Source organism: Bdellovibrio sp. BCCA (assembly GCF_037996825.1).
In the GTDB taxonomy this organism is placed as follows: Bacteria; Bdellovibrionota; Bdellovibrionia; order Bdellovibrionales; family Bdellovibrionaceae; genus Bdellovibrio.
Genome location: NZ_JBBNAC010000002.1, coordinates 141,579 through 157,827, shown reverse-complemented (window position 1 = coordinate 157,827; position 16,249 = coordinate 141,579). Strand labels below are relative to the sequence as shown.

General features: G+C 41.9%; 11 protein-coding genes. 7 read left to right on the top strand and 4 right to left on the bottom strand.

Annotated features, from left to right (window positions below; all coding sequences use genetic code 11):
* The first annotated feature begins 34 nt into the window (after window positions 1-34).
* The 4 genes from AAAA78_RS19420 to AAAA78_RS19405 are packed head-to-tail and all read left to right on the top strand — an operon-like array spanning window position 35 to window position 4,975.
* On the top strand, window positions 35-721 hold the full coding sequence (locus AAAA78_RS19420; protein WP_340593925.1) for a hypothetical protein: 687 nt from the start codon (window positions 35-37) through the stop codon (window positions 719-721).
* A gap of 1 nt (window position 722) precedes the next feature.
* On the top strand, window positions 723-2,147 hold the full coding sequence (locus AAAA78_RS19415) for a hypothetical protein (RefSeq protein ID WP_340593924.1): 1,425 nt from the start codon (window positions 723-725) through the stop codon (window positions 2,145-2,147).
* A 5-nt stretch (window positions 2,148-2,152) separates the two neighbouring features.
* Window positions 2,153-4,066 carry a TrbI/VirB10 family protein gene (locus AAAA78_RS19410; protein WP_340593923.1) on the top strand — a complete coding sequence of 638 codons (1,914 nt, stop codon included), beginning with the start codon at window positions 2,153-2,155 and terminating at the stop codon, window positions 4,064-4,066.
* 42 nt (window positions 4,067-4,108) lie between these two features.
* Window positions 4,109-4,975, top strand: a complete 867-nt coding sequence (locus tag AAAA78_RS19405; RefSeq protein ID WP_340593922.1) for a DUF2227 family putative metal-binding protein — start codon at window positions 4,109-4,111, stop codon at window positions 4,973-4,975.
* A 30-nt stretch (window positions 4,976-5,005) separates the two neighbouring features.
* Here AAAA78_RS19405 and AAAA78_RS19400 read toward each other — a convergent pair whose 3' ends face one another.
* On the bottom strand, window positions 5,006-6,166 hold the full coding sequence (locus tag AAAA78_RS19400; protein WP_340593921.1) for a metallophosphoesterase family protein: 1,161 nt from the start codon (window positions 6,164-6,166) through the stop codon (window positions 5,006-5,008).
* Window positions 6,167-6,320: 154 nt separating this feature from the next.
* Window positions 6,321-8,375 carry a DnaB-like helicase C-terminal domain-containing protein gene (locus AAAA78_RS19395; protein ID WP_340593920.1) on the bottom strand — a complete coding sequence of 685 codons (2,055 nt, stop codon included), beginning with the start codon at window positions 8,373-8,375 and terminating at the stop codon, window positions 6,321-6,323.
* 326 nt (window positions 8,376-8,701) lie between these two features.
* Here AAAA78_RS19395 and AAAA78_RS19390 point away from each other — a divergent pair, with 326 nt between their 5' ends.
* The 3 genes from AAAA78_RS19390 to AAAA78_RS19380 all read left to right on the top strand — a co-directional run bounded on the left by AAAA78_RS19390 (window position 8,702) and on the right by AAAA78_RS19380 (window position 15,600).
* Window positions 8,702-10,759: a hypothetical protein gene (locus tag AAAA78_RS19390; RefSeq protein ID WP_340593919.1), complete on the top strand. Its 2,058-nt coding sequence runs from the start codon at window positions 8,702-8,704 to the stop codon at window positions 10,757-10,759.
* 156 nt (window positions 10,760-10,915) lie between these two features.
* Window positions 10,916-14,041, top strand: coding sequence for an SMC family ATPase (locus tag AAAA78_RS19385; RefSeq protein WP_340593918.1), 3,126 nt, complete (start codon window positions 10,916-10,918; stop codon window positions 14,039-14,041).
* Between the two features lie 2 nt (window positions 14,042-14,043).
* Window positions 14,044-15,600 carry a UvrD-helicase domain-containing protein gene (locus AAAA78_RS19380; protein ID WP_340593917.1) on the top strand — a complete coding sequence of 519 codons (1,557 nt, stop codon included), beginning with the start codon at window positions 14,044-14,046 and terminating at the stop codon, window positions 15,598-15,600.
* Window positions 15,601-15,619: 19 nt separating this feature from the next.
* Here AAAA78_RS19380 and AAAA78_RS19375 read toward each other — a convergent pair whose 3' ends face one another.
* Both AAAA78_RS19375 and AAAA78_RS19370 read right to left on the bottom strand, forming a co-directional pair.
* A complete protein-coding gene (locus AAAA78_RS19375) occupies window positions 15,620-15,766 on the bottom strand; it encodes a hypothetical protein (RefSeq protein WP_340593916.1) in 147 nt (48 codons plus the stop codon).
* Between the two features lie 108 nt (window positions 15,767-15,874).
* Window positions 15,875-16,186 carry a hypothetical protein gene (locus AAAA78_RS19370; RefSeq protein WP_340593914.1) on the bottom strand — a complete coding sequence of 104 codons (312 nt, stop codon included), beginning with the start codon at window positions 16,184-16,186 and terminating at the stop codon, window positions 15,875-15,877.
* Window positions 16,187-16,249 lie beyond the last annotated feature (63 nt).

The following is a 16,249-nucleotide window of genomic DNA, read 5'->3' as shown; positions in this document are numbered from 1 at the left end:
GAAACACCCCTTAGCCAATATAAGGAACAGAATTATGTCTGAGAATGATCAATATGAGCAAAATGGTTTTGGGATGGATCACGACATTGCAGAGGTTGTGGCTACCGAGGAATCAAGTAAAGCTCTTCTTTATGTGATCGCGATCACAATTGCAATCTCCCTGGCAGCAATTGCGATAAACGTATCTCAGGCATTCTATTATTCTTCAGATGAAACCATTTCCATTGTTGAAATGCCAAAAAGATCAACAAATGATTCTGTGGTTCTTGCAAGACCAATTGGTATGTGGAACGAAAAGGAGCTCACTCGTCACATCAAGGCTTTCATTCGCACATATATTCGCGCTCAATTTCCTCAATCAGGCGACGAAGTAAAGCAAAAGTCAGAGATGCTGGTAAATATGTCCAGCGGAAGCGCATATCGCGAATTCCGCCCACGTCACCTTCTTTCTGATGAGTTCGTAAGGTCCATTCAGTTAAAAGGTAAAGAAACATTCTATCCAGATTCAATGCTGGATAAGGTTTACATTAAGAAAGTATCTGGTTTCACTGATGAATGGGAAGTCCGCGTTGAAGGATCAATGATTAAGGTTCTAAAAGGTGTGGAATACAGAAGTAAGCCAGTGATCACGTACACAATTCAGAAAAAGAATCCGACGATTCGGAATCCTTGGGGATTGACCGTTACGAAAGTATCGGTCTCTACAAGAGGGGGAAAATAAGATGAAAAACGTCATCAAATTCTTCATTTCACTGTGTCTGCTTATGTCGAGTGTGACATTTGCACAGAGTGCTGATCATGATCGGCTTAAAGCGCTATTACAGAAGGAAGTGGAATCACTTCAAAGCGGCAAAGGCCCCCTCCAGTCAGCTGAGGAAAACGAGAAAATCAACCTCACAAACAAGGTTGGTGCCATGGAGGCTCATAGGCTAATGACTGAAGCAGTCCTCGCTGTAACTAAAAGCCCACAATTGAAAGAGGTCAACGAATTCAGCAAGCAGATTGTAAATTCAACTCCTCCACAGAATCATGTCGAGAAGCCAAAAGAAGATCCAAACAAGCCTCAATCTGTAAAAGATGTTGTTGCTAATGCTGATTTGGAATCTGAGGATGAAGATGCCGAAGCAAAACCTGCACTAAAAGCAGCCTCCATGAACAGTCCGAACTTCAGTGAGGAAGAAAAAAGTAAGATGCTGAAAAAGGTTGAGAAACCAGCAGCGAAGAAGACGGAATCAGTAGCAGTTGGCAGAGATGTCGCAGTAAAGTTTGTCGCAACAAAAAACAAGCTATACGAAGGTGTTCCAAAAAATGGAATCGAGAAATCAGAATTTGGTACTGAGCTCACCAGAGGCAGTATGAACGTAGTTTACGACGCGATGAGTGTCAATGATGATTTCACAATTCATACTTGCGTAGACTCCGCCGTATCTATCTATTTTGAGACAAAGCGAATGGCGATCATGGATATTCACCTGGTTGACAGAGTATATTTTGACGCTGAAAAGAGAAGCGAGAAGCTGATCATGCTCCGACAGATTCAATCTGTTAAGAAGGGTTTCTTCCGAGAAACAACTCTGTTTGTTTTCAGACAGATTGATCAGAAGCCATACATCATTAAGGTTGTTGGAAATCCGTGTCCAGCTGGTTCCATCAACTATCCTAACATCATTTATTTAAAAGATCGCGATGATAAGGAAAACGAGCTTAAAACCAAGGTTCTACCTGCTGAGGACATGACCGTATCACTTACAAAGGGCCACCGCAGGGTGGATGATGCTGAATTCCATGTTTATGATTTCATGAGTGATTCAATTTCAGCTAAATCTATGCTTGCCATTGAATTAGTGAGTGAGAAGAAGCTTGATGTCGATAGTATGGAATTCAAAATCTCCAATAACACGGGCACCGAAGAGATTGAATTGAACCCATTAACTGATGTTGCTTATCTGAAGGCTTCTTCGGAGATTAAATCTAGGCAGGAAAAGAAGTATGTCTACCGATTCTTGATTTATCCGAAAGTCGCCAAGACGTATATCGTTCATAAAAGACACATCAACTTGTTCATCATCAACAATAAATCATCCGAATACCAGCACGTTCAAATCGACCTATTGCCACTATACAGTTCCCAAAGGTCTGGGGGGTAGTATCTATGGAACAAGGTAAGCACGGCTTAAGTAAGCTGTTCAAACAAATGAAGAAGGCACTCATTTGGGTTTCTGAGAAGTCCAGATGGATTTGGGAGGCTATCTCGAAGCACTTCTTTGATAAGCGCGGAAAACCAAAGGTCGGATACAACACTAACAAGCTAATGATGGTTTCAATTGCGTTTGTTTTCGTGTTGAGTATGTTCGCATATTCAGTTTTTACAGACAAAGTTTCAAACTTCGCCTCTTTGACAAAATACGAAGAACAAATGGCGGAGACTGATGGAATGAAGGGGAGAAAGATCACGAAGGATCCAAACTCCCTTAATACATCAGTAAGTGAAAAGGTCGGCACAATGTATGGTGCTCAGAGTGGATCTCTTCCAGTGAATTCTTCAACTGGGACTGCAGGGCAAACATTTACTAGATCTCTTACTAAGGAAGACTGTTTGTCATTAATCGAGCGAGCAGCGAAAAACGAAGAGTTAAGCTTGGCGCAAAAGGATGAGCTTTCGACATGCATCACTGAAAACCCAATGGGTTGGGACGAGGACAAGTTAGCAAATGCTCGAATTTTGACAGGTCCTAATTCTCCACCTGAAGCTAAGAAGCTTGCCCAAGATGCTATCCTCGGTAAGGGACCAAATGTTCTTGATGGAATTAAGCCAGAGCTGGAAACTTCTGGCATTTCTTTGCCAGACATTTCTGGACCTGATTTAAAGAACCTATTTGACAAGAACGGGAAACCAAAGAAAGGTGCCGTTGCAAAACTCGTAGAAGAGAAAAAGAAGCAAGATGAAGCTGTAAATAGTTCGTCTATCCCAACATTGCCGAATATCGGTGATTTGCGTGACCTTGGAGATAAGATTGATCAGAACAATCGCGATGCACGAAAAGTAAAAGAGGAAAAGGATAGAATTCAAAAGAACCTTAAGGAAAACGATACGAAAAACAATCTTGCAAATGGCGGAGAACTTTCTCCTGAAGAAGTTGCAAATCTTGCCAGGCTAAATGAGCTTAACGAGCAGATGAAGAATCTCGAAAAAGAGAGAGCTGCTTTATTGGAACGATTTGGTGTAATTAAGGCTCAAATTGACGATTTGTCGACGGATGCGAATTTGATGAATGAGGAGATCAGTGAAAATGGCTATCTCATCACTCGCACTGTAAAAACTGACAAGCGCGGCAGTGGAGTGGCGTCTATCGAAGAAGTTCCATTAAATGGATCTTCCACTTTGAATCCGATTGATGTCCTAAGCAAGAACGATAAAAAGCTCAAGCGAGCAGCGCTTCGTCGACAAGAGCTTGATGACAAAGTTAAGCTCACAGTAGCTGCTGGGTGGGTTACTAATGGACTAGAAACTGGTTCATTGCAGATTGCTAAAACTAAACGCATCGCTGGAATTATGGAAAAGTTTGAATACTGCACTGATGCTAATGGGTTGCGTATTCGTGCTGTTATCCTAGAAAGCATCATAGACTCGAGAACTGGTCTGATCGCAATTCCCAAGAAATCGGTTCTTGTAGGTCAGGCTGGGTCATTCAGTGTTGAAACTGGAAGAATGAACATCATCTTTAACGAAGTGTGGATGGGACAGAAATCCATGAAGGTGAATTTCACAGTTGGCTCCGGTGACGGCACTGTAGGGTTGGCTGGGGATATTTACGATACTCGCGGCAGAAAGCTTATTGCAACGTGGATCGGTGCATTTACTTCGGGGGTAATGTCTTGGTTCTCTGAGGCTGTATTGCGTGAGTATGAAGACACCAAAAACATGACTACGGCGCTCATTGGAGCGACAATGAATGGTCTTAAAGACGTAGCCGAGAAGCAGACTCAAACAATGATGTCTGATCTAAACAATGCTCCGGTATGTTTCAGACTACCTGCCCATACTCCAATTGTTCTATTCCCTTAATCTTTGATGGGTCCGGTAAAACTCGGACCAATTGGAGGATCCATGTTTAAAAAGAAGCGAAGACAGCCGGAAAGGAAGAGAATCATAGATCATATTCCTTGGTATGCGCGTCCCTTTGCTTCATTCATCAAGAAGGTGGATATCGGTGATGGTAGGTATCGAATTGAGTACCATCTTTCTAATGTGAAGATAAATCACGCCCTCTCTCCAATCTACGCAATCATCATTTGGTTAACATTACACTTCTTTTACAGTACTTCGCTTGTTGATGCTCTCATACTTTCGGCTATTTCCACTGGTTTCTACTATTGGACGAGTATTTTCTTTCAGCCTGACCTGGATCAGCCTGCAAGGCTCCACTTATTTCCTTTGAATCTCGAGGCGAACCTTCGCAAGAGAAAGGTTAGTTCATTCATTCCTTTTCTCGGGCGAGTCGGGAACTTCAGACTGTTTGAATTTCTTCATTTGATAACTGGGCCTTTGCGATTCGTATGGAGTATGATCTGGATCCCTTTTGCTTCGTTTTTCACACATCGCGGAGTTATCCATTGGCCACTAATTGGTGTCTGGTTGAGAGTTTACTGGTTGGTTATGATTCACTTCATTGTGCTATCAGTTATGTCGGTGATTGGGGTCGAGCCAACCTGGGTTAATGGCGCCATCCACTATTGGTGTATGGCATTCTTTCCGTGGAGCTACAATTTTGGTGGTAAGGTGTTTTTAATGTATTGCTTCCCGGTTTACATCAGCGATTTCTTTCACTCGCTGGTAGATTATTTGGAATCTAAGAACTCAGGGAATCAATTTTGCGGCCCATCTCAAAAAAGAGGACTTTTCGTCAAAGCTTATAGATTTTGCATAAATGGATGGAAAGAAGTCGTTAAGAGGACTCAAAAGTTCGACCAGTAAATCTACCATGATAAACTGGTCGATCAGAATTTAAGCGCCCGTGTCCAAGGCAATTCTTCGCCCGAAAGTGCGCCACTTATCTAATAATTCAACCATTTCAGATTCGCTTATCTTGTCGCCGTAAGCAACCTTCAGTCGTTCTCTGATATCATTTTCTTTTTTGTCCATATAAGCATTCACGATGCCATTTGCGCCGCTGAATGCATCAATAGTCTCACGTTTCGAGTCACTCTTGATCACTTCAGTCGTGATAATTCCGCGATACCCTGACGGGGTCTTATAGCCAGCGAGCTGTTCTTCTGTGCCACGGATACAAACAACAGTTTCAACTCCCATTTGGTATTCCCCCTCCGGAATCTCCGGAAGAGGATCTCCAACATCAATTTTATAAGATTTGTGCATTGTCAGACCAGTTTCGATCAGTTCCATTTCGAATGTGTCGAAATCGAAAATGCCGAAATATTTGATTTGGTTCGCCTCCCCATGATCAACGGTTGCTGGTGAACCGAGATAGGTGATTTCGATTCCGTTCATTTTCTTTACTTGGTACTTATGCCAGTGCCCTGAATAGATCTTCACGAGACTCGACAGCTTTTCAAAGATCGAAGCGTCACACCAAAGGTCAACTTCTTCGTAACCTGTGCCGAGTTCAAATTCATTAAGAGCGAAATGGCCAAATAGAACCTTGATGGTGTCCATGTTTAGCGAATCCAGGTTCTCATTGAATCGCTCAAGCGTTCGAGCATATCCCATCAGGCCGACTTTCTCGGTGATCATGAGTGATGAAGCGACGACAGTGACTTTTGGAAACTTGCTTTTGTCTTCGAAGTGATGAAGTGAGTGCAAAGTATGCTCAATACACCAGTCGTGATTGCCGGGGGCGATGTAGATGTGGATAATAAAAGGAAGTGCACTAACTCTCGTTAAGAACCAACCGAATTGAGCTTTGACGCTCTCATAGGTGGCATCTTTTGTGTGGTTGATGTCACCCGGAATAATTACAATCTGAGGTTTATGTTCAAGAATTGATTCAAAAGCTGTTTCCAGGAGAACTGCGTTGAAGCCATAACGAGTCTTCATTAAATGAAGATCGTTCATCACAAAGGCTTTCAGTGATTCCCCAGGCTTTAAAAACTGTGCGTACATACTTTGGGAAAGTGCAACAGCATTTGCCAAATTTTCCTTACTCACAAGTCCTCCGGTCCATAGTTAAATGATGTCACTACCATAATATAACTCCGTTAATGCGGTAAACAAGGTAAACCTGGTAGTGTGTAAAAATGATTCAAATGAAACTGAAATTTGTCTCGTTACTGTACAAATAGAGATTTTCTTCACATCTTTACTAGAAATCTATGTCTGGATTGACTGAATCACCTTTTCCTGGGGCACTATCGCCCTCCTCCTTAGTAGATTTTGGATCTGTGGCGGTCTCATCTTTAGAATGAACCTCAGCGCTGGCCTGTTGTTGAACGTCTTTAGATGTCTCAACGACAACATTTGGTGGGTTAAAAGGCTGCGCCTCCGCAGCCCGACCAAATCGAACGGCATAGGCCATCAATCGAGTTTCAAGCATGGTTGCATTGTAGTTGTCGATTTCAGGCTTCGTCTTAGCACCTTTCTTCAAGTCCTTATTCGACTTTGTCATTTCCTCAATCAGAGCCTCTGTTACTTGTGGATACAGAACTCTCGCCAACTCGCGAGCGTCCCGTAGTATTGGGCCGATTTCTTGTTTTAAGTTATCAAGAAGCATTCTCTCTGCGCGATATTGTTCAGAGTGCCTGTCATCAATGGACTTGATGATCTCCTCGGACTTCTTGATATCGCTTCTGAGAGACACAATCTTTGAATCAAGTTCGATCAGCTTTTCTTTTGCTTGTGCCTCACTGGTAGGCGCATTTTTACGCTCTTGATTACCCTGTTGTGGGTTGGGGCGGACATCTAGGTCCATTGCGACAGCCATTGGATTGTAAAACTCACCTGTAATGAACACGGATTCCGCGAGGCATGTTTTAACACCAACTACAACTCTTGACTCACCCTCGCGAGTTTTAACAAGTGCAATCCTTCTCAGGCCCTTCTTAAGTTCCTCCTCAGTAGCATTAATACTAATGATCGCAGCAACTACATTCGGAATCTCTTGCGAGTTACCAACGTCGGTCAAGTTCATTACGAAATCCTCGGGAGCTTTTGTTGTCTTAGAAGTTCCATTATGAATCTTTTGAGCTTCACGAGTAGCCTGCGATGGACTCACCATGCAAATATTGTTTTTTGCAGCGCACGACTTTAGTACGTTCGCGACATGACCAAGCAACTCATTCTTTTTTGAAAAGAATTTTGTAGAACCGAGTTTGTCGAGATAGTCTACGATAATAATGTCAGGCTTCCATTCCTTACAAAGCCTGTTCATATCAAGAACGATTTCTTCGACTGGGTCTGGATAAGAGAAGTCTTCGATAATTCGAAGGTTGTCTTCCGTAATGGTCTCCGCAGCTTTTTTAACCCGAGCCATCTGCTCCGCAGTAAGCGTTTTACGTGTAATACCCTTTAATGGCACTCTAGCAGCATTGGCTGCTGCACGCCTGGAGATTTCATTTGGCGCTGAATCCAGGGCATAATAGGCCACTTTAAAACCCATTGAGGCCCAAACACGGGCTCTTTCTACGGAAAATGCTGTTTTGCCGACATTTGATCCGGCGAGAACTAGGTTGAACGTGCCTCTGGCAACGCCACCAGACAGTTCCTCATCGATTTCTGGAATTCCAAGAGGAAAAGTTTGAACACTTTCATCTTCGAAATAGTCAAATACTGAAGCAATGGTTTTATAACTTTTTTGTCCCAGTGCGATGGAGTTGAATTCTTCAACTCCAATGTTCCACATTCGATGAACTGCGCGATAGTCTTTCTTACCAAATAGTTCAGAAGAGATAACGAAGACATTAAGAACCGTCATCATCTCAAGATATTTTTGAAGATGGTCTTTATAAACTTGAGGTTCAGGAATCTCCAGACGCTTGATCTGATCAAAGACCTTTTTTGCATTCTCTGCTTCAGTTGCAGAGTATTGATCATTGATCCATTGTTTTAAGGCACCCTCGTCAATTCTAAAGATGTCGTTTGAGCAGAAGTGATACATTGCTGCCCAAATATGACTTAGCTCAGTGCTCATAAAGAACTCGATGTCATTCGTCGTCGAATTCTTCATTGCTGTACTAATCTTCAGTCTTTTAAATGAGAAATATACTCTTGCCAGGACTTTTTCGTCCATCCAACAAAGCTTAAGGACACCTTTTTGATAGTTGATATCAAGCTTTGGGACCTCGTTATTTACGCGTTCTTTAATGTTCGCTTTAAATTGATCTATATGAGGGGTTAGCGATTGATCTTCGTGCTGGCTCATTACTTCGCCCCCTCGGAAGAATCATCACTGGTAACGATGAGTTTGATCTTTTTATTTGAGGCATTATGAAGGGTGACCTTCTCTCGTTTGAGAGTCAGTTGTTGGCCACTCTTTAAAGTGACACGAAGGCCCTTTTTATTGGGTTTGGACATCTTATCCTCGCCTTTCAATACATTTAGATGCAAGCAATCTTGCTTACATAGGCCTTAATCCCCATGTCCGTTTTTCCATGAATAAAAAGTTTTGAAAATAATGTTCTCAAAAAACGCCCTTTGTGAATGAAGGAGATTTGTAAGGGTCATTCGATGATGACCTTCGGGGGTTCCATGAACGGAAAAGAATCTAAAAACGAGCACAATATTCCAGAAGATATCATAGAAAACTATGGCAGTCGGAAGATGAGTGACATCCAATTTCGAGAGCTGCTTCTGAAAAAAGTTGCGAACTACGAACGCCGTCTGCGCGTGAAACGTGAAACGAAGGCGAACAGAAAAGTTGTTGAGGGCATCAGAGCTGTCCGAGCAATTCTACGAAGAGCAACTAACAATCATAAGATTCTTATGGATGCTGCGAATAGAAATGTTTTGAAGAGAAACATGAAGCATTCAACGGAATTTGAGCGTCTTATAACTCATATCATCATGCAACTTGAAACCAATGAGCGGTATCCAACGACTAAAGCTTATCAAAATGATATTGAGACAGCTTTAAAGTCTATCAATCTTCGTACTATTATCATTGCAGATGCATTCAAATTGGCACAACTCAATGGACATCTTCCGAACCTAATCGATCTCGCTAAGTATATGCAGGAGCCGCGTTCTACGTTGCGTGAATACTTCAAGGACAACCATGAGCTTTATGCTGGCATGAAGGAATCAAACGCAAAAGAATACAATACGTTCTTTACGGATGAATACTTCAGTACCGATAATCAGCGCGAGCTTCTTGCGAAGCTAAGAGGGAAAAAGAGATATTTTATTACCTCTGTTGCTTGTGGAGGGGAAGTTAGTCACAACGGCAAGGTGCTGAGCTCGATTGAGAAATGGGCCAAAAAACGCGATGCCGAAGTGATTTTAATGCCTTACGGAAACATCGGAAATGATCTCCTGAAAGTTCATCGTGCTTTTAGAAAGTTCAATTTGATTGTGTCTGAGGTTCACTTAAACACGAATTTAATGATCATTCCATTTCAATCCACACTAACACTCTACAACCCTCAAGCTTCACTCTTTCGTATCGCTTCACGATACAAGAGCTCTCTGATTGCTCCAGCACCTAAGCTTACCAAAGGTGCCGTTGCAACAGATATTGGGAAGTTGGCCCACAGAACGTGGACAACTGGATCAATTACTGAGCCACGCTATCGTACTGGCGACAGAATTCTTCCAAGCAAACACCAGCATTACGCTGGAACAGAACATGAAATTTCAGGGATGATTGTGGAGATTCGTGATCAAAAGATCTTCCACACGAAGGAAGTTATGTTCGACTTGGATGGTTCTTTCGTTGAATTAAGGCAGAAAGGTTCATTCCGCTATTTCCCTGATGGGAGAGTTGAAAAGGAACAGATGATTCACTTCTCAGTTCCAGATAGCCATGTGGAAGAATGCGATCCAAAAGTTGAAAAAGGATTTATGGATATCGCGAGAATTAACAAGGTAAAATCTGTTACTCTTCATGATGTGATGTCATATCGCGGTCCAGGTCATCACACTCCATCTTTGGTAGATCAGGCGAAGATTATTGAAAGTGGTTGGAACTACAATGAAGACATGAAAATTCTTGCAAGTTTCCTGAGTAAATGGAGCAAGATTGCCGATCATGTTCGCGTTGTCCGTTCAAACCACGATGAGCATCCAATTAAAGCACTGAAAGGCAACCACCTTAACAACCAGGCTACACTTCGACTCCACTACAAACTAGGGTTGATGGAGCTCGATGGAAAGCACGTATTGGAAGAGTCATTGAAAGAAATCGGATATGAAATTCCAGACAACGTGATCTTTCTTCGTAAACGTCAGCGATACATCTTACGCAACAAAATCGGTGATATGGCCATGCATAACCATGGAGACAAAGGATCGAACGGGGCAAGGAGTGGCGCCGGAAATACTAAAGCCAGCCTTTCAATGAGCGTTGGCTGTGGTGTTGCGGGTCATACTCATGAGGACGCAATTTGGCCAGGTGGCTCATTTGGCGGTCTTGGTAACGGCGGAATGTGGTTCAATGGAACAACTGACCACCTTGGAAAGCTTGCTCCCGACTATCAAGAAGGTCCATCAACACATGGCAATACTGGAACAGCGGTATATTGCCGTCCTGATGGTCGATTCCTGAGAACACAGGTGTCCATCGTCAACGGCAATTACTGTCTCGATTAACGACAAAGGGGTGAAGAAAATTCACCCCTTTTTATCAAAAAGGGACACTTTTAATTCTTTTCTCCAATAAACAGATATACCAGGGTATATTATGGTAAACATGATTACCATGGTAGTTGCGTAGATTATCAATATTTTCAAAAAGAGGGGTACTTTTTGGACAATATTAACGAATTCACAATTAAATCAGCACGCGCCGAACGCTTTCTTCGCTTTGTTAAGATCGAGGTCGGACAGAATGACTTGATTCATCCTGGACAGGTTGGCGCCATCTTCGCTCGCGATATCACTCTCAATACTGACAACGGTATCGGTAAAACAACTTGGATGAGGATTCAGTATTACACCATTTATGGCAAAGACATTTACGGCGTAAAAGCTGACGATTTGTCTAATGACGACATCAATGGCGGTCATTTCACAGAAGTGATTTTTTCCTCAAAAGGTAATGACTATCTTGTGCAGAGATTCTGTGACTGGGTTCCATATACTGGTGGACCAGTTATGGAGAATTCAGAGAAGAAGAATCGTCAATCTGGTGTACGCTTCTACCTCGTTAAGGGACATGATCTTCTTCCGCTGCGCGGAGGAACGGATAAAGAAACTCAGAAAATGATCGATGATATCGTAGGCTTTTCAGCTGATACGGCTAAAACGATCTTCATGACAGCGCAGGGAGAGAAATCTCCACTTCTTGAAGCTACGGCAGCTAAGACTCAAGAAGTATTGATGGAGCTATTTCCACTTGAATTCGTTGATCAATCTCACGATAAAGTGAAAAAGCTTGCTGACGAACAATCTAAAGTTGTTACTGAAATCAAGCAGGCAAAAGAACGTCTTGACGAGAATCTGTCTGCAAAAGAGTCGGATGTTGCTAAGTATGAGGAATTGAGTCATAAATTCGCTCAAAATATCGCTGTCCAGATTGATGAATTACGTCAAAAATTTCGCGAGCAAAAAGAAAAGAAGGAAAAACTCGACGCTCAGATATTAAATTCAGGAATTAATGAAGAAACAAGAGCTGAGTATAAGACTCTTAATGAAGATCTTGTAGCTCTTGGTAATAATCCTCGCCTTATGGAGCTTCCTGATCTTTATCGCACAAAGCAAGACGAATATAGAGAAGCTAATAAGCAACTTAATACAATCAAAGATGAGTCAAGAACTTTGGAGACTGATGTTAAGGTTATGGAGTCTGAATTGGTCCTTGCAAACAAGTCAAAAGTCGCTTCTGACCTTGATGAAGTTCGTAAGATGATCAAAGAGAATCCTGAAAAGATTCGCGCGGCAGAATTGCGCAGAAACGAAATTGATAAACTTATCAGTGAAAATAATCTTTCGTTGGCCGAGATCAATACAATCAAAAAACAAATTGAAGGCCATAGCGATTCCCTAAAAGTACTTATTGCAAAACGCCCAGACGTAGATCGTCTTGAAACAGAAGATGTGGATTCGCTTAGAAAACAACTCGCTGAAATTGAAGCGAAAAACCAGCTTGCTAAGTCTGAACTTTCAGATCTTGAGAAGAGTTTGAAAGAAACGCAAGCTAGTCTTAGTGTGCTTGGTATTGCGGAAACTGAAGACCTCGCTGTTGCGGAGAGTTCGATTGAATTGAAGCAAAAACGCGATTCTGTGTTGGAGAATCTAAATAGTAAAAAGCATGATCTTGGCCTCAAAAAAGCAATGCTGACACTTCAGCAAGGTGAAGTCGATAAGCTAGCCAAGAAGCCTGAGGGCGATGTTGAATCCTGCCCTTATTGTGATCGTCCATATGGCGAACATGAACACACAAACCAGCAGCAGGCCAAAGAGAAGGCTGAAAAAGCAGTTTCGGACTTGCAAGTACTTAAAGTTGAAATTGAATCGCTGAACTCTGAGATGGATAACCTGAAATTAAGCTATGAGGAGATTGATAAAAAATATCTTTTTACAGAAAGAGTTGAAAAAGCTCTTGTCCTAAAAGGTCAAGTAACAAAGATCTCCGCGAAGATTGTAAGTTTAAAAGTGGATCCAAAAATCGAAGAGGATCTGAAAAAACGAATTGCCATTTCGGTCGATGTAACTACTTTCAATGATTTAAGTCATAAGATTGATTTGGCCAATAAGGCACTTAAGAGCCTCAAGTATGATGAAAATCTTTCTTCAAAGTTGATGATTGAAAGACAAGAACTTTCGTCGGTAAGATCAATGGAATCATTGGAGTCTGAAGAGAAAGATCTTTCTGCAAAATTGGATGTTTTAGTTCAAAAAGAAAAAACATTGTCAGAGCTGAAAGACAAGCAGTTGTCAGTCTTGAAATTGTTAAACACGAAAACGGAAGAGCTTCAGAAAATTACCGACGATGGAAAATTACTATCAGCCGAACTAAAGGAACTTGAAACGCAGAAGGCAGAAAAGACTGCGAAGATCCAAGTTCGCTTAGCTGATTTGAAGCCGAAAATTGAGGCGGTCGAGACTTTGGAAGAAGAATCTCGCAGCGCCCACCGAGAAATGTTGTCTCTAGATGCACAAGGTAAGGCAAAGAAAGCTGAGAAAGACCCTTATGCTGAGCTTATTACTCAATCAAATGATAAAATTGAGGAGATTAAGGCTCGCATTAAAGATACCGAAGATCGTCTTCTAAAAGCAGAGCTTGAAATGGAAATGTACAACTTTTGGCTTGAGGGATTTGGAAGAAAAGGAATCAAGGCATTCGTATACGACGACACTATCAAGGTTCTAAATAGCCGCATTCATACAAAAATGTCGAAGTTCGGCTTTGACGGCGTGATGTCTGTAGAATTTGTTCCTGAAGTTACGCTGGCTAATGGATCTGTTAAAAACGAGATTCGGAAGGTCTTTAAATTGAATGGTCGTGAAAAGCCATGGCATTCGTTTTCTGGAGGGCAGAAGGCTCGTTTTATCTTTGCGACTAATTTAGCGATCCGTGAAGTGGCAGAAGAAAGATGTGGGGTTCGTTTCAACAACCCATTCTTCGATGAACCATTTGATGGATTATGCTCTACAAGCCAGCAGATCGCAATGCGCTTGTTGATGGATGTTGCTAAGGACCATACTGGCGTTAAGATCATCACTCACGACACGGGCCTTCAGGCTTTGTGTACAAGAGTTTTGTATCTACTGAAGAAAGGAAACTTCTCATATAAAGTTTCAAAAGAGACTTTTGAGAACCCTATGACCTTCAGTCCAACTCCTCCGGATCGAATTGAGGAAAAGGTTCGCAAGAAGAAGGCTGCTACTCAAGTCGAGTCAAATCACAATGAAGAAGACGTGGCAGGTTAGCCATGTCTTTCTTCGATGAGGTTGTACCGGAAATTAAAGTGTCAGCAGTTCCAGGGAAGATAGTCTTTTCACCTGAACAAGAGGCAATCTTTTCAGCAATTTCGAAGACATCAAGATCATTGATTGTTATTGCCAAAGCTGGATCGGGAAAAACATTTACTATTCTTGAATCTGCAAAACGAGTCCCCGCTGGACAAAAAATTGCTTTTATGGCGTTCAATAAAGATATCGCTGATGAATTAAAGAGACGCATTCCTCGTGATGTTGCTACCGCTGTAACTATTAATTCGCTTGGAAACTCTTCAATAAGAAAAGCAATGCCTAAAGCGGAATTCGATGAATTGAAGCTATTTAAGCTATATTCAAAAGTTGAGCGGCTTTTGGGACTTTCAAAAGATTTCTCAAAGAACAACAAGAGAACAATTCTCAATCTTGTAAAGATTGGTAAAACCAATGGAATCACGCCTAATCTAAAGCTCATTAAAAAGAAGTTCCTTGAAGATACGCCACAAAACTGGAAGAAATTCTTCTTTGAGTACAGTTTGAAATGTGAAAATGGTGATCTTGATAAGATTGTCGAAGTAGCGTCAGTTATCACAAAAGAATCACTGAAGATTGCGCAAAACATGACTTATGATTATACTGATCAAATTGTTATGCCAGTTCTTTATGGTTGGGAGTGTCCTAAGTTCGACATTATCTACCTAGATGAGACTCAAGATATTTCCGACATTAAGCTTGAACTTGTTCTATCAGCTCGTCACGAAAAGAGTCGCATTATTGCTGTTGGGGACCCGAATCAGTCAATATATGGTTTCGCAGGGGCTCGCAGGAGTATACTTGATAAAATCAAGACTCAGTTCAACTGCCTTGAGTTCACTTTAACCAGGACTTTCAGGTGTGCAAAGAGCATCGTACTTGAAGCAAATCGCGTCGTTCCTGATATTAAGGCACTTGATACAGCTCCGGATGGACTTGTAAAGGTGATTCCCGATGCTGATCCCGAGAAGCATGTGTTGGTCAATGACATGGTAGTTTGCAGAACGAATGCGCCATTAATGACTCTTGCAATTCGACTATTTACCATGGGAACTCCATTTAGTTTCCGTGGGAACGAAGAATTTATCCAAAAAGCTCAAGAAATACTCAAGGGCGCTCGCGGTATGTCAGGAAGCCAGGTGGCTGAGGCCTGCAAGGAGACTATCAAAGCACTTAAAGAATCACTCAATGAAGGTGTGAATGTCTCCGGCGATTTAGATGTTGCCAACTTCATTAAATCAATCGGTGAGGCAAATCCAACTCTTTCTGAGACTCAGTTGATCAGAAAAATTACCGAAGTGTTTTCATCAAGCAAAGCTGGCGGGAGTGCGGTTCAGCTTTACACTATCCATAAAGCAAAAGGTTTGGAAGCTGATCGTGTTTTTTTCTTAAATGCCCACGAAATCCCTCATGAGAGAGCAAAGTCAGAGTGGGAACTTGAACAAGAAGAGAATATGAGATACGTAGCAATCACAAGGGCCAAAAGAGAACTTTATTACATTAAGATCGATTCTGAATAGTGCGGATCCCCTCCTTGGTTTACCCCACTTGCTGGGGAGGGGATTCTTCCTTAAATCTTGTTTTGTTGTAAGCTCTGACTTCACCGTCGTCAGCAACAATGTAAAACATATGGCAAAGTTCTTCCACAACCTGATAGACCTTACCTTCTTTTAAATGTGGTAGCATGGTCTTTATACAGACCGCTCTCCGCTCACTTGAAATTACATTTAATAGAGCATTGGTGTTATCGCAATGGTTCAGATCTTGATTCGTGGACTTCTGTTTGTTCATGTCTTAATACCTTTTCTTAAAAGGTCTGCTCCCGAATTTCTGACGTGTTTTGATTAGTTCGGTGATCCGGTCGATGATCTCAGGTATTGGCTTATTAATATAAGATGCAGCACTAACTTGAAATTTAAGTTCAATTTGTCTCACGTATACTCTCAGCATGTCCTTTTGCATTGAAAGTGCTACGCCGCGAGGAAAGAATGATTGGACTGTCAGTGACTTATCAATCTTCTTGGGTTTTGCTGCACTAAGCACTTCTTTAAATAAGGTGTCTTCAACCCACTCACGAGTGGTAGCGTAAATCTTTTGTTCGGGCATACTTCCTCCGGATGCATCTTATGGCCCGTCATGGGCCCTCAGACTTTAAATGGGAGGACTTGA

Coding starts and splice junctions, on each gene's coding strand:
- AAAA78_RS19370 (WP_340593914.1), bottom strand. CDS start 16,186: ATGCCCGAACAAAAGATTTACGCTACCACTCGTGAGTGGGTTGAAGAC.
- AAAA78_RS19380 (WP_340593917.1), top strand. CDS start 14,044: ATGTCTTTCTTCGATGAGGTTGTACCGGAAATTAAAGTGTCAGCAGTT.
- AAAA78_RS19375 (WP_340593916.1), bottom strand. CDS start 15,766: ATGCTACCACATTTAAAAGAAGGTAAGGTCTATCAGGTTGTGGAAGAA.
- AAAA78_RS19410 (WP_340593923.1), top strand. CDS start 2,153: ATGGAACAAGGTAAGCACGGCTTAAGTAAGCTGTTCAAACAAATGAAG.
- AAAA78_RS19405 (WP_340593922.1), top strand. CDS start 4,109: ATGTTTAAAAAGAAGCGAAGACAGCCGGAAAGGAAGAGAATCATAGAT.
- AAAA78_RS19390 (WP_340593919.1), top strand. CDS start 8,702: ATGAACGGAAAAGAATCTAAAAACGAGCACAATATTCCAGAAGATATC.
- AAAA78_RS19415 (WP_340593924.1), top strand. CDS start 723: ATGAAAAACGTCATCAAATTCTTCATTTCACTGTGTCTGCTTATGTCG.
- AAAA78_RS19395 (WP_340593920.1), bottom strand. CDS start 8,375: ATGAGCCAGCACGAAGATCAATCGCTAACCCCTCATATAGATCAATTT.
- AAAA78_RS19420 (WP_340593925.1), top strand. CDS start 35: ATGTCTGAGAATGATCAATATGAGCAAAATGGTTTTGGGATGGATCAC.